The following is a 26,447-nucleotide window of genomic DNA, read 5'->3' on the forward strand; positions in this document are numbered from 1 at the left end:
TGACCGGGTTCGTGAAGAATAACTATCTGAAAATCTTTGGCTTTGTTCCTGCGTGTGTCCTGTTTGCCGTTGGCGCGCTGGACATGCTTGGCCTGGATTTTCTGGAAGATGCTTCGCCGGGGCTGATGCTCGCCATCGGTGCCCTGGCCTCGTTGCCGCTGTTCCTGGTCATGCGGCGGGGGGCGCCGGCAGCGACAGTGGCAACGGCCATGCAGCGTCTGGCTACGGGTGAGCCGGGGGTGTCGCTGGAAGCTTCCCGCGACCGGGTCAGTGAGGAATTCGCTTCAGCCTTCAATGCCCTGGCCGAGGCCAACGGCCAGCGCGCCGCCACCCTGCAGCATTTCAACGACATGCTGGGCGAGGCGCTGGATCAGCTTCAGCTTCTCACGGCCCAGGTGGCAGATCAGTCGCAGGGCGGCGATCAGGGGCAGGCGCTCTCGGTGGCGATCGACGAGCTGGCCGCGGCGGTCAACGAGATTGCGAGCAACGCCGCCTCGGCGGCGGGCACCACCCACCAGGCGCTGGAAGAGAGCGACAAGGGCAAGGTGTCCATGACCGATGCCATGGGTTCGATGAGCAGCCTGGCGGACTACATCGGCCGGGCCACGGGCACGGTCGAGGGGCTGAGCCAGGAGTCGCTGAACATCGGCGCGGTGCTCGACGTCATCCGTGGCATCGCCGAGCAGACCAATCTGTTGGCCCTGAATGCGGCCATCGAGGCGGCCCGGGCTGGCGAGCAGGGGCGCGGCTTTGCGGTGGTGGCCGACGAGGTCCGCACCCTGGCCAGCCGCACCCAGCAGTCGACCAGCGAGATTCAGGAGATGATCGAGTCTCTGCAGAAGAAGGCCCAGGAGGCCGCCTCGGTGATGGAGGAAGGCGGTGGCCAGGTCTCCAGGGTCGAGGAGATGATCGAGAATGCCTGCATCTCCCTGGCCGAGATCGGCGGCTACATGCAGACCATCGACACCCTGAATACCACGGTGGCCAGCGCCGCCGAGGAACAGAGCGCCGCGGTGCAATCGATCCGCGGCATCATCGAAAGCTGCAATGACGCATCCGGTCAGAGCGGAGAGCTCCTTTCCGGGTTGAGCCGCGTTGCCGAACGGTTGAGCGATGCGCGGATGCAGCTGGGCTCGATGTAACGGCATAGCAGCCCCGCCTCCTGTCTGCCCTGCGGGCGGGAGGCGGTCGGGATTCGCAGGGCACGTGCCGGCAAGGCCGCTGTCATCGCCACTGGCACGGTTTACGGATATCTTGCCGGGGTAATGGATTATGAAAAAGAGCATCCTGCGTCGACTTCTTCTTGCCAGTCTTCTCTTCGGCCTGTTCATCGGTGCCCTGTTCCCCCTCTTTGCCCAGTTGTTCGTCGACTGGAAGGACGGCATGTTCGGCTGGTTCGTGCTGAGCTGTCTGCTCGGAGGGGGGCTGGTCGGTCTCAGCAACTACTGGCTGGTGCAGGCGATCCTGTTGCGCAAGCTGCGCCGCATCTCAGAGGTCGCCAACGCCATCAGTCAGAACGACGTCAGCCAGCACTGCGAGATCGAGAGCCATGACCTGATCGGGGAGATCGTCGACAGCTTCAATCGCATGGCGGCCAATCTGCGTGAGGTGATCGGCGAGATCAGCGGCGTCACCGCCCAGCTCGCCTCGGCGGCGGAGGAGATGTCGGCCATCACCGACGAGGCCAGCCGGGGCGTGCAACGCCAGCATCAGGAGATCGAACGTGTCGCCACGGCGATGGGCGAGATGAACCACACCGTGCAGGACATGGCGGAGCAGGCGGGTCAGGCCGCGGAATCGGCCTGTCGGGCCGATAGCGAGGCGCGCAGCGGTGCCGAGCTTTCCACCGAGGCGCGGGCCGGCATCGGCAAGCTGGTGAGCGAGGTTGAGAAGGCCTCGGGCGTGATCGGACGCCTGGAGCAGGAGTCGGACAACATCGGCATGGTGCTGGACGTCATCCGCGGCATCGCCGAGCAGACCAATCTGCTGGCCCTGAACGCGGCCATCGAGGCGGCCCGGGCCGGCGAGCAGGGCCGCGGCTTTGCAGTGGTGGCCGACGAGGTGCGCACCCTGGCCAGCCGCACCCAGCAGTCGACCGAGGAGATCCAGGGCATGATCGAGCAGCTGCAGACCGGAAGTCGTGATGCGGTGCAGGTGATGCGGGCGGCCCAGGAGATGGCGCATGGTAGTGCCTCCCAGGTCGAGGAGGCAGCCGGCTCCCTCTGCGAGATCGCCGAGGCCGTCGCCTTCGTCAGCGGCCAGACCAGCCGGATCGCCGAGGCGGCCCGCAGCCAGAGCCAGGTCGCGAGCGAGATCAACGGCAACGTGGAGGCCATTCAGGTCGCCGCCGACCAGACCGCAGCCGGCGCCCAGCAGACGGCCAGCGCCAGCGATGAACTGGCGCGCCTGTCCTCCCAGCTGCAGACCCTGATGGCCCGTTTCCGGACCTAGCTAGCTGGCTGTTACATCACGCCAATCGCGGCCTGGAGGCCGCTCCTACCATGGTGCCGCCATGTCCCGTAGGAGCGGCCTCCAGGCCGCGATCCCCGGCGGGTCCAGGCACGCCTTGATCCGGGGCCTTGGTGCAATATCCGGGCTAGGAGTCTGACGGACTCAGGCCCCATCTACTGCGCTGATGGGAGGGTGGCCGAATTCCCCCGATTTCTTGTTGCGTAGGTCCGCGATGCGCCTTGAAATCGTGAAGATTTGTTCTCCCTCTTCCGCCATGCTCGCTACGATTGCCTGAATCCGGCAGACTCCTGGTGCCTGTCAACACCGCGATCCCCGGCGGGTCGAGGCACGCCTTGATCCGGGGCCTTGGTGCAATATCCGGGCTAGGAGTCTGACGGACTCAGGCCCCATCTACTGCGCTGATGGGAGGGTGGCCGAATTCCCCCGATTTCTCGTTGCGTTGGTCCGCGATGCGCCTTGAAATCGTGAAGATTTGTTCTCCCTCTTCCGCCATGCTCGCTACGATTGCCTGAATCCGGCAGACTCCTGGTGCCTGTCAACACCGCGCCAATCGCGGTCTGGAGGCCGCTCCTACCATGGTGCCTCCATGCCCCGTAGGAGCGGCCTCCAGGCCGCGATCCCCGGCGGGTCCAGGCCGCCTTCATCCGGGGCCTGTGCAATATCCGGGTTAGGAGTCTGTCCGAGTCATGTCACCATGGTGGCGTAGCCGATAGGCAGGCGGCCGCGAATCCGATAAAATGAGCAAATACCACGATAAAACCCGCTCTTTGGCGGGTTTTGTCCATTCCGGACCCTGCCTGGTCCATCGTCGGATACAAGGGGAGTCGCCATGCGCTGGTTTCTGATGCTGTTTGTCCTGCTCTCGACGCTGGTGCGGGCGGAGCTGCAGAGCGTGCCGGCCGAATTGCAGCCCGTGGCGCGTGAACAGCGTTTCGAAGGCGTGATCGAGGCCGTCAACCAGGCCACGGTCGAGGCCCAGACCGCCGGCCAGATCGAGCAGATCTTTTTCGACGTCGACGACTATGTCGAACGCGGGGCGGTGCTGCTGAAGCTGAAGGACACCGAGCAGAAGGCGCGCGTCCGCCAGGCCGAGGCGGCGCTGGCCGAGGCCACGGCACGGCTGCGCGAGGCAGAGAGCGAATACCGCCGCATCAAGGAGATCTTTGCCCGCAAGCTGGTCTCGCGATCCGCGATGGACAGCGCCAGTGCCGCGCTCAAGGCGGCCAGGGCACGCTTGCACAAGGCCGAGGCGGCGCTGGCCGAGGCCAGGGAACAGCTCGAACATACGGTGGTGCGCGCCCCCTACAGCGGCATCGTCGTCGAGCGCCACGTCGAGGTCGGTGAGCTGGCCAGTCCCGGCAAGCCCTTGATGACCGGACTGTCACTGGAACAGCTGCGGGTGGTGCTCTATCTCCCGCAGCGCTACCTGGAGGAGGTGCGGGACGGTGTGCCGAGCCGGATCTATGTCGGCGAGGACCGCCAGCGGACGCTGTCCGGCGGCCGGGTGACGGTCTACCCCTATGCCCATCCGGTAACGCACAGTTTCCGCACCCGCATCGCCCTGCCGGACGGGACGCCGGGCCTCTATCCGGGGATGCTGGTCAAGGTGGGCTTCGAGCTGGGCAAGCGCGAGCGGCTGCTGGTGCCGGCTACGGCGGTGGTGCGGCGCAGCGAGGTGACCGGCCTGTACGTGCTGGATGAGAGCGGCGGTGTGCATTTCCGCCAGGTGCGGCTGGGTCCGCCGGCAGCCGAGGGCCGGGTGGTGATTCTCGCCGGGCTGGCGGCCGGGGAACGGGTGGCCATCGATCCGATCGCCGCCTCGGCGGTGCTCAAGCAGCAGGCCGGGGAGAGGCGATGAGCGCCCCGCTCGGCATCTCCGGGCACATCGCTCGGCGTTTCCTGCATTCCCAGATCACGCCCCTGCTGGCCCTGGTCGGCTTTCTGCTCGGCCTGTTCGCCATTGCCATCACGCCGCGCGAGGAAGAGCCGCAGATCAACGTCACCTTCGCCAACGTCTTCATCCCCTTTCCCGGGGCCACGGCCGGCGAGGTGGAGAGCCTGGTTACCGCCTCCGCGGAGCAGGTGCTGTCCGAGATCGAAGGGGTCAAGCACATCTACTCCATGTCCCGGCCGGGGATGGCGGTGCTGACCGTGGAGTACGAGGTGGGCGAGGACCGCACCCAGGCCATCGTCCGCCTGTACAACGCCATCTTCTCCAATCAGGACTGGTTGCCGCCGAACGTCGGCGTGGGCCGGACCCTGATCAAGCCCAAGGGCATCGACGATGTGCCCATCGTCACCGCCACCCTCTGGACCCGCGACCCCGAGCGCGGTGCCTTCGATCTGCAGGCCATCGCCCATGCCATCGAGGCAGAGCTGAAGCGGGTGCCTGGGACGCGCGAGATCCAGACCATCGGCGGCGCCGACCGGGTGGTGCACGTGCTGCTCGACGCGCAGCGCATGGCCGGCCACGGTATCGCCCTCGACGATCTGCGCCTGGCACTGACCGCCGCCAACCAGGTGCGCGAGAGCGGCGCCCTGGTCAGCGGCAACCGGGAGCTGCTGGTGCGTACCGGGACCTTCCTGCTGAGTCCCGAGGAGATCGGTGATCTGGTGGTCGGGGTGCAGGACGGCGCCCCGGTCTATCTGCGCGAGGTGGCCGAGATCCGTTACGGGCCCGATCAGCCCGAGCAGTACGTCTGGCTGGGCACCGGGGCGGCCGCCGCCGACAAGGGGATCGAGGCGCGCGGCGAGTTCCCGGCCGTGACCCTGGCCATCGGCAAGAAGCCGGGCACCAATGCGGTGGAGATCGCCGATCAGGTGATCGAGCGCTTCGAACAGTTGCGCGGCATCTTCATACCCGAGGGCGTGGAGGTCACCATCACCCGCAACTACGGGGTGACCGCCAACGACAAGGCGCAGACCCTGATCGGCAAGCTGATATTCGCCACCGGCTTCGTGGTGCTGCTGGTGTGGCTGGCGCTCGGCTGGCGCGAGGCCTTCATCGTCGGCACGGCGGTGGTGATCACCCTGGCCATCACCCTGTTTGCCTCCTGGGCCTGGGGCTTCACCCTCAACCGGGTCTCGCTGTTCGCCCTGATCTTCTCCATCGGCATCCTGGTCGACGACGCCATCGTGGTGGTGGAGAACATCCACCGGCACATGCAGATGGGTGGCCGGTCGCTGAGCGAGGCCATTCCCCTGGCCGTGGACGAGGTCGGCGGGCCGACCATCCTCGCCACTTTCACGGTGATTGCCGCGCTCCTGCCGATGGCCTTCGTCACCGGGTTGATGGGACCCTACATGAGTCCCATTCCGATCAATGCCAGCATCGGCATGCTGATCTCCCTGGCGGTGGCCTTCGTGGTCACCCCCTGGCTGACCTACCAGGTGCTGAAGGGACGTGCCGGGGAGGCGCATGCGTCGGCCGGGGAGGGCGTGCCGCCGGGCCTGTACCGCCTGTTCAGCCGCCTGGTCGGTCCCTTCCTGGGCACCGAGGGCGGGGCCAAGCGGCGTCGGCTGCTGGCCGTGGTGGTGTTGCTGCTGGTGGTTGCCTCGCTGGGCCTGGCCGGGGCCAAGTGGGTGGTGTTGAAGATGCTGCCCTTCGACAACAAGTCCGAGTTCCAGATCGTGGTCGACCTGCCGGAGGGCAGCAGCGTCGAGCAGACCGCGCGGGTGCTGGGCGAGATGGGCCGCTATCTGGCCGCGGTGCCCGAGGTAACCGACTACCAGATCTACGCCGGCACCGCGGCGCCGATCAATTTCAACGGCCTGGTGCGCCAGTACTATCTGCGTCAGGCGGCCAACCTGGGCGACATCCAGGTCAACCTGGCCGACAAGAAGCACCGTGAGCGCAAGAGTCACGACATCGCGCGCGCGGTCCGCGCGCCGCTGCAGGCGATCGCCGAGCGCTACGACGCCCGGCTCAAAGTGGTCGAGGTGCCACCGGGCCCGCCGGTGTTCGCTCCCCTGGTGGCCGAGGTCTATGGCCCTGACTACGCCGGCCAGATCGCGACCGCGAAGCGCATCCGTGAGCTTTTCGAGGCCACCCCGGACATCGTCGACATCGACGACAGCGTGGAGACGCCGGCGCCGGAGCTGGTGCTCAAGGTCGACCGGGAGCGGGCGGCCCTGCTCGGTGTCTCCCAGGCAGCGGTGGTCGAGGCCGTGGGCACGGCGCTGGCCGGCAGCGACGTCACCTACCTGCATGGCGAGACCGACAAGTATCCGGTGCCGGTGCGGCTGGAATTCCCGGTCAGCGAGAAGGCCGACATCGACTCGCTGCTCGCCATCCGCCTGCGTAACCGGCAGGGTGAATGGGTGGCCCTGGCGGACATCGTCTCGGTGTTGCGTCGGGAACGCTCGCACACCATCTATCACAAGGATCTGCTGCCGGTGGTGTACGTCACCGCCGACATGACCGGTGCGCTGGACAGCCCCTTGTATGGCATGTTCGAGATGGTCGGCCGGCTGAATGAACTGCCGCAAACGGACGGGCCGGCGATCGGCCAGACCTTCATCAGCCAGCCGGAGAATCCCTACCGCTACAGCATGAAGTGGGACGGCGAATGGCAGATCACCTATGAGACCTTCCGCGACATGGGCATCGCCTATTCGGTGGGGCTGCTGTTGATCTATCTGCTGGTGGTGGCCCAGTTCCACTCCTATCTGGTGCCGCTGATCATCATGGCGCCCATCCCACTGACCCTGATCGGGGTGATGCCGGGGCATGCCCTGCTCGGTGCGCCCTTTACCGCGACCTCGATGATCGGCATGATCGCCCTGGCCGGCATCATCGTCCGCAACTCCATCCTGCTGGTGGACTTCATCAACGACGAGCTGGCCCGCGGCGTCGGTTTCGAGGAGGCGGTGCTGCGTTCAGGCGCAGTGCGGGCCAAGCCGATCGTGCTCACCGGTCTGGCCGCCATGCTGGGCGCGCTGTTCATCCTCGACGATCCGATCTTCAGCGGTCTGGCGATCTCGTTGATCTTCGGCATCTTCGTCTCCACCCTGCTGACCCTGGTGGTCATCCCGATCATGTACTACGCCCTGCGCCGGAGGCAGTTCGCGGCCCGGGAGGCGGGGGAATGAGGACATCAGAATATTTTATATTGAGGGCATAGCTGCTAGGATGGGCAGCCGTCCCGCGCGCGCCGAAGAACGGGCCCTTCAGCGGCTGCGGACCATCCCCGCGTTGCAGAGAGAATCATGGCTGATCGTAGACTTCAGGTTTTTCACACCGTTGCTCGACTGTTGAGTTTCACCAAGGCGGCCGAGACGCTGCACATGACCCAGCCGGCGGTGACCTTTCAGGTGCGCCAGCTGGAGGAGCACTTCAATACCCGCCTGTTCGACCGGACCCACAACCGCATCAGCCTCACCGAGGCCGGCAAGCGGGTCTTCGAGTTCGCCGACCGCATCTTCGTGCTCTATGACGAAATGGAAGAGGCGGTGCGCGAGATGACCGGCGAGGTCAGCGGGGTGATCAGCATCGGCGCCAGTACCACCATCGCCGAGTACATGCTGCCGGCTCTGCTCGGGGATTTCCGTACCCAGTATCCGGACGTCAACGTCCAGCTCAAGGTGTCGAACACCGACGGCATCGTCTCCATGGTCGAGAACAACGTCATCGACCTGGGCGTGGTCGAAGCGCCGGTGAGCAACAAGAATCTGCTGGTGGAGGTCTGCCGCATGGACGAGCTGGTCGGCATCGTCCCCCCAGGCCATGCGCTGGCCGACCGCGCCTCCGTCACCCTGGAGGAGTTGCTCAAGTTCCCCTATATCTGCCGTGAGGAAGGCTCCGGTACCCGCGAGGTGATCCAGGAATACCTGCAGTCCTGTCAGGTCAACGTCAACGAGGTCAGCATCTGCATGGAATTGGGCAGCCCGGAGGCGGTGAAGGGCGCGGTGGAGGCGGCGATGGGGGTGTCCATCGTCTCCCGCGCGACCATCCACAAGGAGTTGCAGCTCGGTACCCTGGTGGCGCTGCCGCTGGAACCCAGGCTGGAACGGCCGTTCTCCTTCGTCCATCAGAAACAGAAGTTCCGGCATCGGGCCATGGACGAACTGCTGGATTTCGCGCGCAGCTACTGCGAGACCCACCAGGAAATCTGAACACGGCGTTGCCGTCCGCCGGCGCTGTGCCGCCGGCCCGATACCCGCTATCATCAGTTGCATCATCCGGGATGCAGGGCAGAGCATGGCCTCTTTGAACGACAGACTGCTGGATATCTTCCAGTCGCTGGGTGCGGCCGATCAGGCAACGCTGCTCAGTTTCGCGGAATTCCTGCACAGCCGCAGCGGGGCAGGCGCCGCCACCGTGCCGGCGCCCGTGGCATCCCCCGAGCCGCCGCCGGTCGAGGAGCCACGGGACATCCCGCGGCCGGCCGAGGAATCGGTCATCAAGGCGGTCAAGCGTCTCGCCGCCACCTATCCGATGCTGGACAAGAGCAAGATGCTCAACGAGACCTCGGGGCTGGTCACCCAGCACGTGATCATGGGTCGTGATGCCGCCGAGGTCATCGACGAACTGGAAGCGGTGTTCGCCCGCTGTTACGAAGACTACCGGGCGGAGCGGGGTGGTGCCTGAGATGAACATCGTCCGCCAGTGGTTCCGGCGCCATTTCTCCGATCCCCAGGTGGTGATCCTGGCACTGTTCCTGGTCGCCGGCTTCCTGGTGGTGGCGACCATGGGCGACATGCTCGCTCCACTGCTGGCCGGTGTGGTGATCGCCTATCTGCTTGAAGGCGTGGTCCAGTGGCTGGAACGGCGTAGCCTGGGGCGGACCCCGGCGGTGCTGCTGGTGTTCCTGACCTTCGTGTTCTTCCTGCTGTTCCTGATCTTCGGCCTGGTGCCACGCCTGTCGAGCCAGATCACCCAGCTGGTGCAGCAGTTGCCGGAGATGGTCGCCAAGTGGCAGGAGAGCCTGCTGCAACTTCCCGAACGCTACCCCGGTTTCGTCAGCGACGAGCAGGTGCGACAGCTGATGGCGGCGCTGCGCACCGAGCTCGGCGCCTTCGGCCAGAAGGTGTTGTCGCTGTCGGTGGCCTCGCTGTTCGGGTTGATCACCCTGCTGGTGTATCTGGTGCTGGTGCCGGTGCTGGTGTTCTTTCTGCTCAAAGACAAGCGGCGCATCCTCGGCTGGATCACCCAGCACCTGCCGCGCGAGCGGGCCCTGGCCACCGAGGTCTGGCGCGAGGTCGACGTGCAGATCGGCAACTACGTGCGTGGCAAGGTGTGGGAGATCTTCATCGTCGGCGGCGCCAGCTATCTGACCTTCAAGCTGATGGGGCTGCAGTACGCCGTGCTGCTCGGCACCCTGGTCGGCCTGTCGGTGATCGTGCCCTACATCGGCGCCGCCGTGGTCACCCTGCCGGTGGCGGTGATCGCCTACTTCCAGTGGGGCTGGTCGGCCGACTTCGCCTGGGTGCTGTTCGCCTATGGCCTGATCCAGGCCCTGGACGGCAACGTGCTGGTGCCGCTGCTGTTCTCCGAGGTGGTCAACCTGCATCCGGTGGCGATCATCGTCGCGGTGCTGGTGTTCGGCGGCCTGTGGGGGTTCTGGGGCGTGTTCTTCGCCATCCCCCTGGCGACCCTGGTGCAGGCCGTGCTTCGGGCCTGGCCGCGGCGTGAGTCGGAGCCGGTGCCGGCCGCTTCAGAGGCTCTCGGAGGCGAAGTCGGCCAGCCGTGAGCGTTCGCCCTGGCGCAGGGTGATGTGGCCGCTGTGTGACCACTGCTTGAAACGGTCGACCACATAGGTCAGGCCGGAGGTGGTCTCGGTGAGATAGGGGGTGTCGATCTGCGCCACGTTGCCGAGACAGATCACCTTGGTGCCGGGGCCGGCGCGGGTGATCAGCGTCTTCATCTGCTTCGAGGTGAGGTTCTGCGCCTCGTCGATGATCAGGTACTTGTTGAGGAAGGTGCGGCCGCGCATGAAGTTCAGGGAGTGGATCTTGATCCGCCGCTGCAGCAGGTCGTTGGTCGCGGCCCGGCCCCATTCGCCGCCTTCCGAGTCGGTGAGCACCTCCAGGTTGTCCATCAGGGCGCCCATCCAGGGCGTCATCTTCTCCTCCTCGGTGCCGGGAAGGAAGCCGATGTCCTCGCCGACCGGCACCGTGACCCGGGTCATGATGATCTCGCTGTAGCTCTGCTCTTCCAGTACCTGGGTGAGGCCGGCGGCCAGGGTCAGCAAGGTCTTGCCGGTGCCGGCCATGCCGACCAGGCTGACGAAGTCGATGTTCGGGTCCATCAGCAGGTTGAGGGCGAAGTTCTGTTCCCGGTTGCGGGCCGTGATGCCCCACACGGCATGGCTCTTCTTGCGATAGTCGCGGGCCAGTTCCAGCACCGTGCCGTCCTCGCCAGTCTCGCGTACCAGGGCCTCCAGCTCGCGGCCGTCGCCAATGTGGATGCACTGGTTGGGATAGAGTTCCAGGTCGCCCGGACCCTGGATGCGGTAGAAGGTGCGGCCCTCCTCCTGCCAGGAGTCCATGCTGTCGCCATGGCTGTCCCAGAAGCCGGCATCGAATTCACGGGTGCCGCTGTAGAGCAGCGAGACATCGTCCAGCACTTGGTCGTTGTAGTAATCCTCGGCGGGGATGCCCAGCACCGCGGCCTTGATGCGCAGGTTGATGTCCTTGGAGACCAGGGTGACGTGACGCTCCGGGTACTGTTTCTGCAGCGCCAGGGCGGTGCCGAGGATGTTGTTGTCGGGGATGTTGCCCGGCATGCCGTCCGGCAGCTCGAAGGACAGGCTGCGGGTCTGGATGAACAGGGTGCCGCTGCTCTCCAGCGTGTTGCCGTTGGCATCGGCCGGGCGTTGGTTGAGCGGGATGCCCTGTTCGATGTCCTGATGCGAGGCGTGGCTGGTGAGGTCGTCGAGGAAGCGGTTCACCTGGCGGACGTTGCGCGCCACTTCCGAGGTGCCCTTCTTGGCGGCGTCCAGCTCCTCCAGCACCGCCATGGGCAGAAAGATATCGTGTTCCTTGAAGCGGAACAGGGCGGTGGGGTCGTGCATCAGGACATTGGTGTCGACCACGAACAGGCACTTGCCCGCGGCCCTTTCCCGGCCGCTCATGCCTCGTCCCTTGCTGCCCTGGAGAGCGCCTTCACCGCCTCCAGCACCTCGTCGACATGGCCCTTGACCTTGACCTTGCGCCACTCGCGGCGCAGGATTCCCTGCTCGTCGATGAGGAAGGTGCTGCGCTCGATGCCCATCACCTTGCGGCCGTACATGTTCTTTTCCTTGATCACGTCGAACAGCCGGCAGACAGTCTCGTCGCTGTCGGAGAGCAGATCGAAGGGGAAGCCCTGCTTGGCCTTGAAGTTCTCGTGGCTGCGCAGGCTGTCGCGGGAGACGCCGAGGACCACCGCCTTCTGGCGTCTGAACCTGGCGTACTGGTCACGGAAGTCCTGGCCCTCGGTGGTGCAGCCCGGGGTGCTGTCCTTGGGATAGAAGTAGAGCACCACCTTCTTGCCGCGCAGCTCGGAGAGGCGCGCCGTCTTGCCGCCGGTGGCCGGCAGTTCGAAATCGGGAACCTTCTTGCCTACTTCTGGCGTCATCTTTCCTCCGGGTCGTTGATGCTGGACAGGGGGGCGGTCTCAGCCCTTGGCGGGCTCGATGACCGCGTCGAGATTGAGCTGGTCGCAGAAATCCATGAACTCCTCGCGCAGGGTGGCGATATGCACCCGTGCCGGGATGTCCACCGTCATGTGCACCGCGAACATCGGCGTGCCGGTGTGGGGCGCGGCATAGGAGGTGGTGCTGAGATCCTGGATGTTGATGTTGCGGGCGGAAAAGAAGCTGGCCAGGTTGTGGACGATGCCGGGGTTGTCCAGGGCCACCACGTCGACCAGATAGGGGAGCTGGTCGCGGGTGGATTCGCGGGTCTCGGTGCGGCGGGTGGTGATGGTCATGCCGAGCCGCTCGCCGATCGCGGGCAGCTGGTCTTCCAGCTTGGCGATGGCATTCCAGTTGCCGCTGACCAGCAGGATCACGGCAAAGTCGCCACCGAGCACGGTCATCCGGCTGTCGGCGATATTGCCGCCATGTTCGAGGATGCCTCGGGTCAGTTCATTGACGATGCCGGGTCGGTCTTCGCCGATCGCGGATATCACGAGATGGTTGCTCATGGGGGGTCGGTTCCGGAAAAGGGTTGTTGCGGACACTGCCCCACAGTGTACCACCAACCCGCGCTGGTCTCGCCTCCGCCCGACGCCCCGGCCGCCTTGTCAGTGGGGGGCGGGCCAAGTAGTATGTGACCGTTTTTCCTGATGATTGCGGAGTTCGCGCATGTTCCACGGCAGCATGGTCGCGCTGGTCACCCCGATGCGGGAGGACGGCTCGATCGACGACGACAGCCTGGCCGGGCTGATCGAGTTCCACATCAGCCATGGAACGGATGCCCTGGTCGCAGTCGGTACCACCGGCGAGTCCGCCACCCTGGACGAGAAGGAGCACTGCGCGCTGATCCGGCGGGTGGTGGAACTGGTCGACGGGCGCCTCCCGGTGATCGCCGGCACCGGGGCCAATGCCACCACCGAGGCCATCAGCCTGACTCGCTGCGCCATGCAGGCGGGGGCCGACGCCTGTCTGCTGGTGACGCCCTACTACAACAAGCCCACCCAGGAGGGGCTCTACCTGCACCACCGGGCGGTGGCCGAGGCGGTGCCGATTCCGCAGATCCTCTATAATGTCCCGGGACGCACGGCCGTGGACATGCTGCCGGAGACGGTCGAGCGCCTCTCGCACATCGCCAACATCATCGGTCTCAAGGAGGCCACCGGCGACCTCGGGCGCCTGGAGCAGATCCTCGACCGCTGCGGCGGGCGCCTCGACCTGTACAGCGGCGACGACGCCACCGCCCGCGAGTTCATGCTCCGCGGCGGCAAGGGGGTCATCTCGGTGACCGCCAACGTGGCGCCGCGGGCCATGCGCGAGATGTGCGCCGCGGCCCTGGCCGGCGACCGGACCCGGGCGGAGGCGCTGGATGCGCCGCTGCAGGCCCTGCACCGCGACCTGTTCGTGGAGGCCAATCCCATTCCGGTCAAATGGGCACTGTACGAGATGGGGCTGATCCCGCCGGGCATCCGCCTGCCGCTGACGCCGCTTTCCAGCCAGTACCACGAGACGCTGCGGGCCGCGTTGCGCCAGGCCGGCGTGCTCGACTGAACAACAACGATTCATCCACAGGTCTTACCACGCATGCACCCATACGCGAAGACGATTTTCCTGATGCTCCTGCTCGGTGTCCTGAGCGGCTGCAACAGCCTGCAGAACCTCATGCCGGGCAAGAAGGCCGACTACAGGACCAGCCGCTCCGAGCCGACCCTGGAGGTGCCGCCCGATCTGAGCAGTGCCGGTATCCAGGACAGCATGGTGGTGCCCAACGCGACCTATTCCGAATTCGAGGCCGAACAGAGCGGGCCGGCCGCCGGCCGTTCGCGCGCCGGTGGGGTGTTGCCCGAGCAGCCCGGCATGCGGCTGGAGCGGGACGGTGACCAGCGCTGGCTGGTGGTGGAGGCCGATGCGGCGACCCTCTGGCCGCGGATCCGCGAATTCTGGCTGAAGAACGGTTTCCTGCTGACCCTGGACGATCCGCAGATCGGGGTGATGGAGACCGACTGGGCCGAGAACCGCGCCGACATCCCCCAGGGACCGATCCGCCGGGTGATCGGCAAGGCGCTGGATTTCCTCTATTCGGCGGCGACCCGCGACAAGTTCCGGGTGCGTCTGGAACGTGCGCCCGACGGCGGCACCGAGATCTTTCTCACCCATCGCGGCATGGAGGAGGTGGTGCAGGGCACCCCGGACGAGGAGACCGGCACCATCTGGAAACCGCGTCCCAGCGACCCCGAGCTGGAGGCCGAGATGCTCAAGCGGCTGATGGTCTATCTGGGCACGGAAGAGCAGAAGGCCGAGCGCCTGCTCGCCGCCCAGGGCGGCAAGACCGAACGGGCCCGCCTGGTGCGCGACAGCGGCGGTGCCGCCATGCTGGTGGTCGACGAGGACTTCTCGCGCGCCTGGCGCCGCACCGGCATCGCCCTCGACCGCGTCGGTTTCACGGTCGAGGATCGCAACCGCTCCCAGGGCCTCTACTACGTGCGCTACAACGATCCCCTCAAGGAGGAGCGCAAGAAGGGCATCCTCTCCAGGCTCAAGTTCTGGGGTGAGGAGGATGGCAAGGAGGCGGCGCAGTACCGCATCCGCCTGGAGGCGAACGGTCCCCAGACCCGGGTCACGGTGCTCGATGCCCAGGGGGCGCGCGACAACAGCGCCACGGCCCGGCGTATCCTCACCCTGTTGCAGGAACAGCTGAAGTAGCGGCCGCCGCGCGCGATGCGTTTTGCCTCGCTGGGCAGCGGCAGCCGCGGCAACGCGACCCTGATCGAGGCCGGCGATACCTGCTTGCTGGTCGATTGCGGCTTCTCGGTGGCGGAGACCCGGCGCCGGCTGGAGCGCCTGGGCAGCGGTCTCGATCGGCTGAGCGCCATCCTCGTCACCCATGAGCACGGCGATCACCTGCGCGGTGTGGCGCCCCTGGCGCGCCGACTCGGCATCCCGCTGTGGATGACGGATGGTACCGCGGCCGTGGCGCGCGACACCGAGGTGCCGGTATTGCGCCGTTTCAACAGCCACCGGCCCTTCACCATTGGTGACATCCGCATCGAACCCTTCCCCGTTCCGCACGATGCCCGCGAACCCTGTCAGTTCGTGTTCGGCGACGGGGCGTGCCGGCTCGGCCTGCTGACGGACACCGGCAGCGCCACCGACCACATCGTGCGCAGCCTGGCCGGTTGCGATGCCCTGATCCTGGAATGCAACCACGACGAACGGATGCTGGCTGAGGGGCCCTATCCGCCACTGCTCAAGCAGCGCGTCAGCGGCCGCTATGGCCATCTCAGCAACGCCCAGGCGGCGGACCTGCTGGGACGGCTGGATGCCGGCCGGCTGCAGCACCTGATCGCCGCTCACCTCAGCGAAAAGAACAACCGGCCGGCGCTGGCCGTGGAGGCCCTGGCCGGGACGCTCGACTGTGAGGCCGGGTGGATCCAGGTCGCCGACCAGGACCAGGGCTTCGGCTGGCGCGACCTCGTCTGACGGTGGCCGCGAAATTCACAATAGCCACGAAACCCACGAAATCCACAAAAAGACTGATAGCCAAGGAATCCACGGAGAACACGGAAGGTTCCTTGCCGGGAGTCTGTGCGTAGAGCGTCTCCCGGAAAAATGGTTTTTCCGTGGGTTCCGTGGCCATGGATCTTTTCGTGGGTTTCGTGGCTGTCCTCAGAAACCGCTGCGGCCCGTGACGCCGCCCGAGCCTTGGCATTGCGCGCCTTCCGTGGCCATCATCCGGCGCGGCTGCTATCATTCCGCCCTTTCCCGACGGCACTGAATTCCCTCAGAGGCGGACCCATGCTGCATTTGCCCGGTGGCCCTGCGCTATCCCCTTTCCGGACCGAAAAACTCATCCAACGTGCCCGCCAGACCGGCATCGGCATCGTCGGGCTGCATGCCGAATACCAGCACTTCGTCGATACCGAACAGCTGCTTGGCGCCGAGGAGCTGCTGGTGCTGGAGGGGTTGCTGGACTACGGTCCGCCACGCGAGCCCGCGCCGGAGGATGCCGAGCTGTTCGTGGTGGTGCCGCGCATCGGCACCATCTCGCCCTGGGCCAGCAAGGCGACCGATATCGCCCACAACTGCGGTCTGGACAAGGTGCACCGCATCGAACGCGGCATTGCCTACCGCGTCCGGCTGGAGAAGCCGCTGGACGATGCCGGCTACGCCGCGCTCACCGGGCTGCTGCACGACCGCATGACCGAGTCGGTGCTGCGCAACTTCGCCGATGCCGCGGCGCTGTTCACCACCGCCGAGCCGGCGCCGCTGCAGACGGTCGACATCCTCGGCGGCGGCCGGGATGCCCTGCTCAGGGCCAATGCCGACTGGGGGCTGGCGCTGTCCGAGGACGAGATCGACTACCTGGTGGAGAACTTCACGGCGCTGAACCGCAACCCCACCGACGTCGAGCTGATGATGTTCGCCCAGGCCAATTCCGAGCACTGCCGGCACAAGATCTTCAACGCCAACTGGGTGATCGACGGCAAGCGCCGGGACGAAACCCTGTTCGGCATGATCCGCGAGACCTATCGGGCCAGCCCCGCCGGTGTGCTCTCGGCCTACAAGGACAACGCCGCGGTAATCGAGGGCTTTCCCGCCGCCCGTTTCTATCCGGGCCGCGACCGGCGCTACGCCGAGCACCGGGAAGACGCCCACATCCTGATGAAGGTGGAGACCCACAACCACCCGACCGCCATCTCGCCCTTCCCGGGTGCGGCCACCGGCTCCGGCGGCGAGATCCGCGACGAGGGTGCCACCGGCCGCGGCGGCAAGCCCAAGGCTGGGCTGTGCGGCTTCTCCGTCTCCAACCTGCGCATCCCCGGCTTCGAACAGCCCTGGGAGACCGATCACGGCAAGCCGGGGCGCATCGTCTCGGCGCTGGACATCATGATCGAGGGGCCGCTGGGCGCGGCGGCCTTCAACAACGAGTTCGGCCGGCCCAATCTGTGCGGCTACTTCCGCACCTTCGAGGAGCGGGTGCCGGGGCCGGATGGCGAAGAGATCCGCGGCTATCACAAGCCGATCATGATCGCCGGCGGCTATGGCAACCTGCGTTCCGATCACGTCGAGAAGCAGGACATCCCGCCCGGCGCCCAGCTGGTACTGCTGGGTGGTCCGGCCATGCTGATCGGCCTCGGCGGCGGCGCGGCCTCCAGCATGGACAGCGGCGCCAGCGCCGAGGATCTCGATTTCGCCTCGGTGCAGCGCGGCAACCCGGAGATGGAGCGCCGCGCCCAGGAGGTCATCGACCGTTGCTGGGCGATGGGCGAGGACAACCCCATCATCTCCATCCATGACGTCGGTGCCGGTGGCGTGTCCAACGCCTTTCCCGAGCTGGTCAACGACAGCGGCCGCGGCGGCCGCTTCGAGTTGCGCAACTTCCCCAACGACGAGCCGGGCATGTCGCCCATGCAGATCTGGTGCAACGAATCCCAGGAGCGCTACGTGCTGGCCATCGCCCCCGAGCGGCTGGAGGAGTTTCAGGCCCTGTGCGAGCGCGAGCGCTGCCCCTGTGCCGTGGTCGGCGAGGCCACCGAGGAACAGACGCTGATCGTCGGCGACGGCCACTTCGACAACACCCCGGTCGATCTGCCGCTGTCGCTGCTGCTGGGCAAGCCGCCGAAGATGCTGCGCGACGTGCAGCACCGCTCCTTCCACAAGCCCGAGTTCGAGACGGCCGGCATCGATCCGCGCGAGGCGGCCTACCGGGTGCTGCGCCTGCCGGCGGTGGCCAACAAGACCTTCCTCATCACCATCGGTGACCGCTCGGTGACCGGCCTGGTGACCCGCGATCAGATGGTCGGTCCCTGGCAGGTGCCGGTGGCCGATGCCGCGGTGAGCAGCACCGACTACCGTCACTACACCGGCGAGGCCATGGCCATGGGCGAGCGCACCCCGGTGGCGCTGGTCGACGGCCCGGCCTCGGGCCGCATGGCGGTGGGCGAGGCGATCACCAACATCGCCTGCGCGGCCATCGCCGACATCGGCCGCATCCGCCTGTCGGCCAACTGGATGGCGCCGGCCGGCCACCCGGGGGAGGACGCCAGGTTGTTCGACACCGTGCGCGCCGTGGGCCACGAGCTCTGCCCGGCGCTGGGCATCGCCATCCCGGTGGGCAAGGATTCGATGTCGATGAAGACCGTCTGGGAGGAGGGCGGCGAGCGCCGCGAGGTCACGGCACCGCTGTCGCTGATCGTCACCGCCTTCGCCCCGGTCGAGGACGTGCGCCGCACCCTGACGCCCGAGCTGCGCACCGACCGCGGCGACACCGACCTGATCCTCATCGACCTCGGCAAGGGTCGCAACCGCCTGGCCGGCTCGGCCCTGGCCCAAGTCTACAAGCAGGTCGGCCACCAGCCGCCGGACCTGGACGACCCGCAGGCGCTCAAGGCCTTTTTCGCCGCCATCCAGGACCTGAACCGCGCCGGCCTGCTGCTCGCCTGTCACGATCGCTCCGACGGCGGCCTGTTCGCCACCCTCTGCGAGATGGCCTTCGCCGCCCACTGCGGTCTCGACATCACCCTGGACGACCTTGGCGAGGATCCGCTCGCCGCCCTGTTCAGCGAGGAACTGGGCGCCGTGGTGCAGGTGCGCCACTGTGATACCGATACCGTGCTGGAGACCTTGCGCGAGGCGGGCCTGGGGCACGCCAGCCACGTCATCGGCACCCTGGCCGACGACGACCATGTCCAGTTCAGTTTCGACGCCCGGCCGCTGCTGCGCGAATCACGGGTCGAATTGCAGCGCGCCTGGAGCGAGACCAGCTACCGCATGCAGGCGCTGCGCGACAACCCGGACTGCGCCCGCCAGGAGTTCGATACCCTGCTGGAAACCGACGACCCCGGTCTCAATGTGTCGCTCGGCTTCGACATCGACGAGGACCCGGCCGCCCCCTTCATCAAGCGCGGCATCCGCCCGCCGGTGGCCATCCTGCGCGAGCAGGGGGTCAACGGTCAGCTGGAGATGGCGGCGGCCTTCCACCGCGCCGGCTTCGAGGCAGTGGACGTGCACATGAGCGACCTGCTGTCGGGCGAGGTCAGCCTGGACGGCTTCAAAGGGCTGGTTGCCTGCGGCGGCTTCTCCTACGGCGACGTGCTGGGCGCCGGTCTCGGCTGGGCCAAGAGCATCCTCTACCACGCCCGCACGCGGGACGCCTTCGAAGCCTTCTTCGAGCGCGACGACAGCTTCGCCCTCGGCGTCTGCAATGGCTGCCAGATGCTCTCCGGTCTGAAGGATCTGATTCCCGGCACCGATCACTGGCCGCGCTTCGCGCGCAACCTGAGCGAGCAGTTCGAGGCGCGCTTCTCGCTGGTCGAGGTCACCGAATCCCCTTCCATCCTGCTCGCCGGCATGGCCGGCTCGCGCATGCCCATCGCCGTCGCCCACGGCGAGGGCCGCGCCGAGTTCGCCTCGGATGAAGCGCGCCAGGCTGCGGCGGGCCTGATCGCCCTGCGCTACGTCGATCACTTCGGCCAGCCGACTGAAACCTATCCCTTCAACCCCAACGGCTCGCCCGACGGCATCACCGGCCTGACCAATGACGACGGCCGGGTGACCATCATGATGCCCCACCCCGAGCGGGTGTTCCGCGCCGTGCAGCACGCCTGGCACCCGGACGACTGGGGCGAGGACGGACCCTGGATGCGGATGTTCCGCAACGCTCGTGTCTGGGTGGGATGACGGGATAGCCACGAAACCCACAAAAAGGACTGATAGCCACGAAACCCACGAAATCCACGAAAAAGAGTGATAGCCACGGAATCCACGAAATCCACGAAAAAGACTGATAGCCACGGAATCCACGGAAAACACGGAAGGTTTCATGCCGAGAGTCCGCGCGTAGCGCGTCTCTCGCAAAAAATAGCTTTTTTCCGTGGATTCCGTGGCCATGGATCTTTTCGTGGGTTTCGTGGGTTTCGTGGCCATTTCCACAATGCCCCTGTGTTCGCGGTTCGAAGGAACTCGTTCCGCTTCCGTCGGTCGGACAAGGCAGGTTCAGTTGCCGGGTCAATTTAAAGGGGGATGGATATGCCGAACCGCAGGCCCGATGCCGTTCCGGCATCCGAGATCACGCCCGAGGCTGTCTACCGTCAGCGCCGGGAATTCATGCGCCAGGGGCTGGCGGCGGGGCTCGGTCTGGTGGCGGGCGTGCCGCCGCTGGCGCGGGCCCGGGAGCTGCCAGCAGGCGGCTATCCGTCGCGCGATTTCAGCGCGGGGGAGGCGCCGACCGACTGGGAGGATGCCACCCGCTATAACAATTTCTATGAGTTCGGCACGGGCAAGGATGAGCCGGCCAAGAAGGCGCGCCGCCTGAAGACCGACCCCTGGTCGGTCAGCATCGAGGGCGCCTGCGAGAAACCCGGCATCCTGGCGCTCGAGGATCTGCTCCGGCCACACCCCCTCGAGGAACGCATCTACCGGCTGCGCTGTGTCGAAGGCTGGTCGATGGTGATCCCCTGGCTGGGCTTCCCGCTCGGCGACCTGCTCAGGCGCTTCCGGCCGACATCACAGGCGAAATACGTGGTCTTCGAGACCCTGCACGATCCCGAGCAGATGCCGGGCCAGCGCTGGCCCGTCCTGCAATGGCCCTATACCGAGGGGCTGCGCATCGACGAGGCCATGCACCCGCTGACACTGATCGCCGTGGGCATGTATGGCAGGCAACTGCCGAAGCAGAACGGTGCGCCGTTGCGGCTGGTGGTGCCCTGGAAGTATGGTTTCAAGAGCATCAAATCCATCGTCCGCATCCGTTTCCAGGAACGCCAGCCGGTCACCAGCTGGATGCGCGCCGCGCCCAGGGAATACGGCTTCTATGCCAACGTCAATCCGACGGTCGACCACCCGCGCTGGAGCCAGAGGAAGGAACGCCGTATCGGCGAATTCTTCAAGCGCGACACCCTGATGTTCAACGGCTATGCCGATCAGGTGGCGGGGCTGTACCGCGGCATGGATCTGCGGAAGCATTTCTGATCGGGGAGATGGCCACGGTGCCACCCTCAAAGGATATGGCCACGAAACCCACGAAACGCACGAAAAAGGCTGATAGCCACGAAACCCACGAAATCCATAAAAAGGAGTGATAACCACGGAATCCATGGAAAACACGGAAGGTTTCTTGCCGGGAGTCCGCGCGTAGCGCGTCTCCCGCAATGAATGGCTTTTTTCCGTGGATTCCGTGGCCATGGATCTTTTCGTGGAGTCCGTGGCCGTCGATCATCCTTTTCTCTGGCGATTATTGATGACCCTGCATTCTGGAGCCTGGCGTTTCCTGTGGTCATGACGAGGAGAGATGCACGACCGCTCCTCTTCGTGGTCTGCCTGTTGCCGTTGGCCTGGCTGGTCTACGGGGTGCTGGCCGACCGTCTGGGTGCCAATCCGATCGAGGCCATCACCCAGGCTACTGGCCTGTGGACCCTGCGCCTGCTAGTGCTGGGCCTGCTGATGACGCCGCTCAGGCGCCTGTTCGGCTGGCAGTGGCCGCTGAGGCTACGGCGCATGCTGGGGCTGTTCGCCTTCTTCTATGCCTCCCTGCATCTGCTGACCTACCTGTGGCTGGACCAGTTCTTCGACTGGGGCGAGATCGGCCGCGATCTGCTCAAACGTCCCTTCATCACCCTCGGCATGACGGCCTGGCTGTTGCTGGTCCCTCTGGCCATGACCTCGACGCGAGGCATGATGCGCCGCCTCGGTCGTCACTGGAAGGCGCTGCATCGACTGGTCTATCTGGTGGCCCCCCTGGGGGCGCTGCATTTCCTGCTGCTGGTCAAGGCCGACTGGCGGGAGCCGCTGCTCTACCTGCTGTTGACGGCTGGGCTGCTGATGCTGCGCCTGCCGCGCGTCGCCGCCCGCCGACCGTTGCGCGGCTGACGGCACTGGTATAGTAGGACCGTCCATAAGCCGGAAGAAGGTCGCCAGCATGGTACGTCGTCTGTTCATCATCCTTTCGCTGTTCAGCATCCTGCTGGTGGTGGCGCTGGCCCAGCGTTGGCCCGCTGCCTGGTGGCTGTTTGTGATCATTGGGCCGTTCATTCTCCTTGGCCTCTTCGACATGAGTCAGCGCCGTCATACCATTCGCCGCATCTATCCGGTGATCGGCAATCTGCGCTATCTGTTCGAGGCCATTCGCCCGGAGATCCAGCAGTATTTCGTGGAGTCCGACACCAACGGCCTGCCCTTCAGCCGCGAATTCCGCTCGCTGGTCTATCAGCGGGCCAAGGGGGTGCGTGACACGCGGCCCTTCGGTACCGTCTTCGAGGTCTATCGCCCCGGCTATGAGTGGATGAATCCCTCGCTGGCCCCACATCCGGCGCCGGCGCAGGAGCCGCGGGTGAGCATCGGGGGGGCAGATTGCAGCCAGCCCTATGCGGCCTCCCATCTGAACATCTCGGCCATGAGCTACGGGGCCCTGGGCAGGAACGCCATCCTGGCACTGAACAAGGGGGCGCGGCTCGGTGGTTTTGCACATAACACCGGCGAAGGCGGGATCAGCTCCTGGCACTTGGAGCATGGCGGTGATCTGGTCTGGCAGATCGGCACCGGCTACTTCGGCTGCCGTACGCCGCAAGGCCGTTTCGACGCTGAGCTGTTCGCCGAGCGCGCACGCCTGCCGCAGGTGAAGATGATCGAGATCAAGCTGTCGCAGGGTGCCAAGCCCGGCCATGGTGGTATCCTGCCGGCGGCCAAGGTAACCGAAGAGATCGCCCGGATCCGCCTGGTGCCGCAGGGTGAGGATGTCATCTCGCCGCCGGGCCACACGGCCTTCGATTCCCCGCTCGGCCTGCTCGAGTTCATTGCCCGGCTGCGTGAGCTGTCCGGGGGCAAGCCGGTTGGCTTCAAGCTCTGCGTCGGCCATCGCGCCGAGTTCTTCGGCATCTGCAAGGCGATGCTGGAGACCGGTATCACCCCGGACTTCATCACCGTCGACGGCAGCGAGGGCGGCACCGGAGCCGCGCCCATCGAGCTGACCAATTCGGTGGGCATGCCCATGCGTGACGGCCTGCTGCTGGTGCACAACGCACTGCGGGGCATCGGCCTGCGCGACCGGGTGCGGCTGATCGCCGCCGGCAAGGTCGCCTCGGCCTTCCATCTCGCCCGGCTCCTGGCGCTGGGGGCGGACAGCGTCAACGCCGCCCGCAGCATGATGTTTGCCTTGGGCTGCATCCAGTCCCGCCAGTGCAATACCAACCGCTGTCCGACCGGGGTGGCCACCCAGGACCCCGCCCGCTATCGCCAGCTCGATATCGACGACAAGGCCGAACGGGTGGCCCGCTATCACGCCAGCACCATCCGTGCCCTCTTGGAACTGACCGGCAGCGCCGGCCTGTGCGGCCCCGAGGCGATCCGACCCCACCATATCATGCGGCGCATCGACGGTACCGATATCCGCAGCTACGCTGAGCTCTATCCCTGGGTCGAGAGCGGCTGCCTGCTGCAGTCCGGCTGTGTACCTGCCGCCTGGGCGGCCGACTGGCGGCGCGCCGATCCCCGGGAGTGGGGGTGTCGGGCAGGTTGACATCATGCCAATCGCGGCCTGGAGGCCGCTCCTACGGGGCGTGGCGGCGCAATATGTTGCAGGAGCGGCCTCCAGGCCGCGATACCCGGAGTCGATCGAACAGGCTGTACCCCGCTGCGAGAAGCCATTTGCGAGCCTCCCGGCCTTGTATGCCGCCTGCACCTGGCCACCAGGGCGACCGGGCGGCGTGTGGAAGCTGTTGAAAGATCTGTGAATAGGTGTGATTTCCGATGCGCATGCCCGGGTCCACTTTGGACCGCTGCCCGGCCTGGCCCGGCCTTGGCGGGTCCAGCCACGCCATCATCCGGGATCATGATGCAATAGGCGGGTTAATCAAACGGCCAGACAGGCCGATAGATCTTTAGATTCCGCCCCTGGCCGCAAAGCGGATCGCTGAGATCAGGCAAGGGGCCATGGATGGTGTGGTGGACGCTTGCACATGAAGAGACAGATCTCCCGGCTGAACAGGTTGCCCTGGCCGCAGGTGCTGGCTGTGGCCGTGCTCGGGATGCTTGGCGGTCTTGTTGGCTGGCTGCTGCTGCAGTCCGATGCCAGGGCCGCCGGTGCCTGGTCCGGCCTGACCGGTTACGGCGGGTTCATCACCCTCAGCATGCTGCTGGCCATCGGTGTTGTCCTCTGGCAACGCTGTTCGACCCGGGAGCTGGCGGAACGCGAGCAGGTTTTCCGTACCGCCCTCGATCAGGGTTTCAGCGAGATCTACATCTTCGATGCCGACAGCCTGAAGTTCCTGAACGCCAATCAGAGCGCCCGCGAGAACCTGGGCTATTCGCAGCAGGAGTTGAGCGGGATGACACCGCTCGATATCAAGCCGGAGTATGACCGGGCAGCTTTTGCGGCGCTGGGCGAGCCGCTCAGAACGGGCAAGACGGCCATGGTCACCTTCGAGACCTGCCACCGCCGCAAGGACGGCTCGACCTATCCAGTGGAGATTCGCCTGCAGTTGTCGGATACCGGAAGAAGCCGGGTATTTCTCGCCATCGTGCAGGACATCAGCGAGCGGGAGGCCCATGCCCGGGAACTGGAGCACCGGGCGTTGCACGATCCGCTGTCCGGCCTGCCCGGCCGGACCCTGTTGCTCGACCGGATGGAGCAGGCCTTGTCGGCGGCCAGGCGCGCCGGAACGCCGTTGATGCTGATCATCCTCGATCCCAGCCGGATGCAGGAGATCAACGACATACTGGGCCATGCCAACGGGGACCTGCTGCTCAAACAGGTGGCGCAGCGGCTCAAGGGGCTGTTCCGGGCCGCGGACACCATAGCCCGCCTTAGCGCCGATGAGTATGCCATCCTTCTGCCGGAGGGTGTGGAGAGGGCCGCCGCCCTGGTCGAGAGAATCCGGCGTGCCTTTCAGGCCCCCTTCCTGGTCGATGGTTCCGTGCTGCGCATCGATTTCTCCATTGGCATTGCGGTCTATCCGCAGCACGGGGACTCACCCTCCTGCCTGATTCAGCATGCCGATATCGCCCTCCGCGTGGCCAAGATGGAAAGGCTGCCCTACGCGGTGTTCAGGGCCGAGGACAATCCTTTCAGCCACCGCCGGCTGAGGCTGCTGGGCGACCTGCATTCGGCGATCGAGGGTGACCAGATCGACCTCCATTACCAGCCCCAGGTCGAACTGGAGAGCGAAAAGGCGGTCGGCGTGGAGGCGCTGGCCCGCTGGTTTCATCCGGATGAAGGGCAGATATCCCCGGCCGAGTTCGTGCCCATGGCCGAGCAGACGGGCCTCATCGGCCCGCTTACCGAATGTGTGCTGCGTCGTGCGGTGCGCCAGTCCCGGTTGTGGAAGGAGGCCGGGGTGGAATTGACGATCTCGGTCAATCTCTCGGTCCGCAATCTGCTCGACAAGAACTTTCCCGCCTGGCTGGCCGGGCTGCTCGGTCGCGAGGGCGTGGCGGCGGGACAGATCGCCCTGGAAATCACCGAGGATGTGCTGATGCGCAACCCCGAGGCCACCCTGCGGGCTCTGCACGAGTTGCATGCCATGGGGCTCGGGCTGCATATCGACGACTACGGGACCGGCTATTCGTCACTCTCCTATCTGCGCCATTTTCCAGTCGATTGCCTGAAGATCGACCGTTCCTTCGTGGGTGACATCCTGGTCAACGAACAGGCCACGGTGATCGTGCACTCGACCATTGATCTGGCGCGCAAGCTGGGCCTTCGGGTGATTGCCGAAGGGGTCGAGGAAGCCGGGGCGCTGGATCTGCTGCGCAGCTTCGGTTGCGACCAGGTACAGGGCTTCATCTACAGCCGACCACTTCCCCCGGATGTCTTCCTGGAGTGGTTGGGACCCTATCAGGGGGTGGCATCAGCCACCGCCCGTTCTCTTCCGGAGTGTTGAAGCCATGAATATCGCCGGCATCATGTCCAGACAGGTCGCCAAGGTCGACATGGACGCCAGCCTGGGCGCGGTCAAGAGACTCTTCGACAACGGGGCCTTCCATCACCTGCTGGTCACGGACGGCGTGCGTCTGGTCGGGGTGGTCTCGGATCGGGATGTCCTCAAATGGATCAGTCCGAGGCTGGATACCCTGGCGGAAACGGCAAAGGACAAGAACGTGCTGCGCAAGCCCGTGCACCAGATCATGAGCCGCAAGCCGATGACCCTGTCACCGGACGATACGCTAGAGACCGCCGCCGAGAGGCTGCTGGCGGGTGGCGTCTCCTGTCTGCCGGTGGTCGAGGCCGGGGACCGATTGGTCGGGATCGTGACCTGGAAGGATCTGCTGCGTTATTTCCTCGCCTGTGAGACCACCGGCCTGGCTTGATGGCCACGGAAGTCAGGGAACACGCGGATGGGGATACGGCCACGAAACCCACGAAAT

General features: G+C 65.9%; 19 protein-coding genes. 16 read left to right on the forward strand and 3 right to left on the reverse strand.

The window, feature by feature from the left end; all coding sequences use genetic code 11:
- Positions 1-83: 83 nt before the first annotated feature.
- The 7 genes from QVG61_RS03625 to QVG61_RS03655 all read left to right on the forward strand — a co-directional run bounded on the left by QVG61_RS03625 (position 84) and on the right by QVG61_RS03655 (position 10,163).
- Entirely contained in the window at positions 84-1,142 is a 1,059-nt protein-coding gene (locus QVG61_RS03625; protein WP_289931964.1) for a methyl-accepting chemotaxis protein, read from the forward strand.
- Positions 1,143-1,272: 130 nt separating this feature from the next.
- Complete coding sequence (locus QVG61_RS03630; protein ID WP_289931965.1) at positions 1,273-2,451, forward strand: methyl-accepting chemotaxis protein; 1,179 nt, start codon at positions 1,273-1,275, stop codon at positions 2,449-2,451.
- A gap of 850 nt (positions 2,452-3,301) precedes the next feature.
- Complete coding sequence (locus tag QVG61_RS03635) at positions 3,302-4,330, forward strand: efflux RND transporter periplasmic adaptor subunit (RefSeq protein ID WP_289931966.1); 1,029 nt, start codon at positions 3,302-3,304, stop codon at positions 4,328-4,330.
- Complete coding sequence (locus tag QVG61_RS03640; protein ID WP_289931967.1) at positions 4,327-7,563, forward strand: efflux RND transporter permease subunit; 3,237 nt, start codon at positions 4,327-4,329, stop codon at positions 7,561-7,563. Before QVG61_RS03635 ends, QVG61_RS03640 begins: the two co-directional genes overlap by 4 nt.
- A gap of 117 nt (positions 7,564-7,680) precedes the next feature.
- Positions 7,681-8,586, forward strand: a complete 906-nt coding sequence (locus QVG61_RS03645; protein ID WP_289931968.1) for a LysR family transcriptional regulator — start codon at positions 7,681-7,683, stop codon at positions 8,584-8,586.
- 94 nt (positions 8,587-8,680) lie between these two features.
- Positions 8,681-9,061, forward strand: a complete 381-nt coding sequence (locus tag QVG61_RS03650; protein ID WP_354671179.1) for a Crp/Fnr family transcriptional regulator — start codon at positions 8,681-8,683, stop codon at positions 9,059-9,061.
- Position 9,062: 1 nt separating this feature from the next.
- A complete protein-coding gene (locus QVG61_RS03655; RefSeq protein ID WP_289931970.1) occupies positions 9,063-10,163 on the forward strand; it encodes an AI-2E family transporter in 1,101 nt (366 codons plus the stop codon).
- On the opposite strand, the gene QVG61_RS03660 is transcribed toward QVG61_RS03655, so the two are convergent.
- The 3 genes from QVG61_RS03660 to QVG61_RS03670 are packed head-to-tail and all read right to left on the reverse strand — an operon-like array spanning position 10,128 to position 12,601.
- Positions 10,128-11,546 carry a PhoH family protein gene (locus QVG61_RS03660; RefSeq protein ID WP_289931971.1) on the reverse strand — a complete coding sequence of 473 codons (1,419 nt, stop codon included), beginning with the start codon at positions 11,544-11,546 and terminating at the stop codon, positions 10,128-10,130. The two genes, QVG61_RS03655 and QVG61_RS03660, sit on opposite strands and share 36 nt — an antisense overlap.
- Complete coding sequence (locus QVG61_RS03665; RefSeq protein WP_289931972.1) at positions 11,543-12,031, reverse strand: peroxiredoxin; 489 nt, start codon at positions 12,029-12,031, stop codon at positions 11,543-11,545. Before QVG61_RS03665 ends, QVG61_RS03660 begins: the two co-directional genes overlap by 4 nt.
- A gap of 39 nt (positions 12,032-12,070) precedes the next feature.
- Entirely contained in the window at positions 12,071-12,601 is a 531-nt protein-coding gene (locus QVG61_RS03670) for a glycine cleavage system protein R (RefSeq protein WP_289931973.1), read from the reverse strand.
- A gap of 160 nt (positions 12,602-12,761) precedes the next feature.
- Between QVG61_RS03670 and dapA the strand changes: the two genes are divergently transcribed.
- From dapA to QVG61_RS03715, 9 genes are all read left to right on the forward strand, one after another.
- Positions 12,762-13,640, forward strand: a complete 879-nt coding sequence (gene dapA / locus QVG61_RS03675; RefSeq protein ID WP_289931974.1) for a 4-hydroxy-tetrahydrodipicolinate synthase — start codon at positions 12,762-12,764, stop codon at positions 13,638-13,640.
- 63 nt (positions 13,641-13,703) lie between these two features.
- Positions 13,704-14,792: an outer membrane protein assembly factor BamC gene (bamC, locus tag QVG61_RS03680; protein WP_289931975.1), complete on the forward strand. Its 1,089-nt coding sequence runs from the start codon at positions 13,704-13,706 to the stop codon at positions 14,790-14,792.
- A 15-nt stretch (positions 14,793-14,807) separates the two neighbouring features.
- The gene (locus tag QVG61_RS03685; protein WP_289931976.1) at positions 14,808-15,569 is read left to right on the forward strand and encodes an MBL fold metallo-hydrolase; all 762 of its coding nucleotides are present in this window, start codon (positions 14,808-14,810) and stop codon (positions 15,567-15,569) included.
- Between the two features lie 315 nt (positions 15,570-15,884).
- Positions 15,885-19,769 carry a phosphoribosylformylglycinamidine synthase gene (gene purL / locus QVG61_RS03690; RefSeq protein ID WP_289931977.1) on the forward strand — a complete coding sequence of 1,295 codons (3,885 nt, stop codon included), beginning with the start codon at positions 15,885-15,887 and terminating at the stop codon, positions 19,767-19,769.
- Between the two features lie 342 nt (positions 19,770-20,111).
- On the forward strand, positions 20,112-21,059 hold the full coding sequence (gene msrP / locus QVG61_RS03695) for a protein-methionine-sulfoxide reductase catalytic subunit MsrP (RefSeq protein WP_289931978.1): 948 nt from the start codon (positions 20,112-20,114) through the stop codon (positions 21,057-21,059).
- A 306-nt stretch (positions 21,060-21,365) separates the two neighbouring features.
- A complete protein-coding gene (locus QVG61_RS03700) occupies positions 21,366-21,956 on the forward strand; it encodes a protein-methionine-sulfoxide reductase heme-binding subunit MsrQ (protein ID WP_289931979.1) in 591 nt (196 codons plus the stop codon).
- A gap of 49 nt (positions 21,957-22,005) precedes the next feature.
- A complete protein-coding gene (locus tag QVG61_RS03705; protein WP_289931980.1) occupies positions 22,006-23,601 on the forward strand; it encodes an FMN-binding glutamate synthase family protein in 1,596 nt (531 codons plus the stop codon).
- Between the two features lie 439 nt (positions 23,602-24,040).
- Complete coding sequence (locus QVG61_RS03710) at positions 24,041-25,963, forward strand: bifunctional diguanylate cyclase/phosphodiesterase (RefSeq protein ID WP_289931981.1); 1,923 nt, start codon at positions 24,041-24,043, stop codon at positions 25,961-25,963.
- A gap of 4 nt (positions 25,964-25,967) precedes the next feature.
- Complete coding sequence (locus QVG61_RS03715; protein ID WP_289931982.1) at positions 25,968-26,390, forward strand: CBS domain-containing protein; 423 nt, start codon at positions 25,968-25,970, stop codon at positions 26,388-26,390.
- The last annotated feature ends 57 nt before the right edge of the window (positions 26,391-26,447 follow it).

Source organism: Thiohalobacter sp. IOR34 (assembly GCF_030406045.1).
In the GTDB taxonomy this organism is placed as follows: Bacteria; Pseudomonadota; Gammaproteobacteria; order Thiohalobacterales; family Thiohalobacteraceae.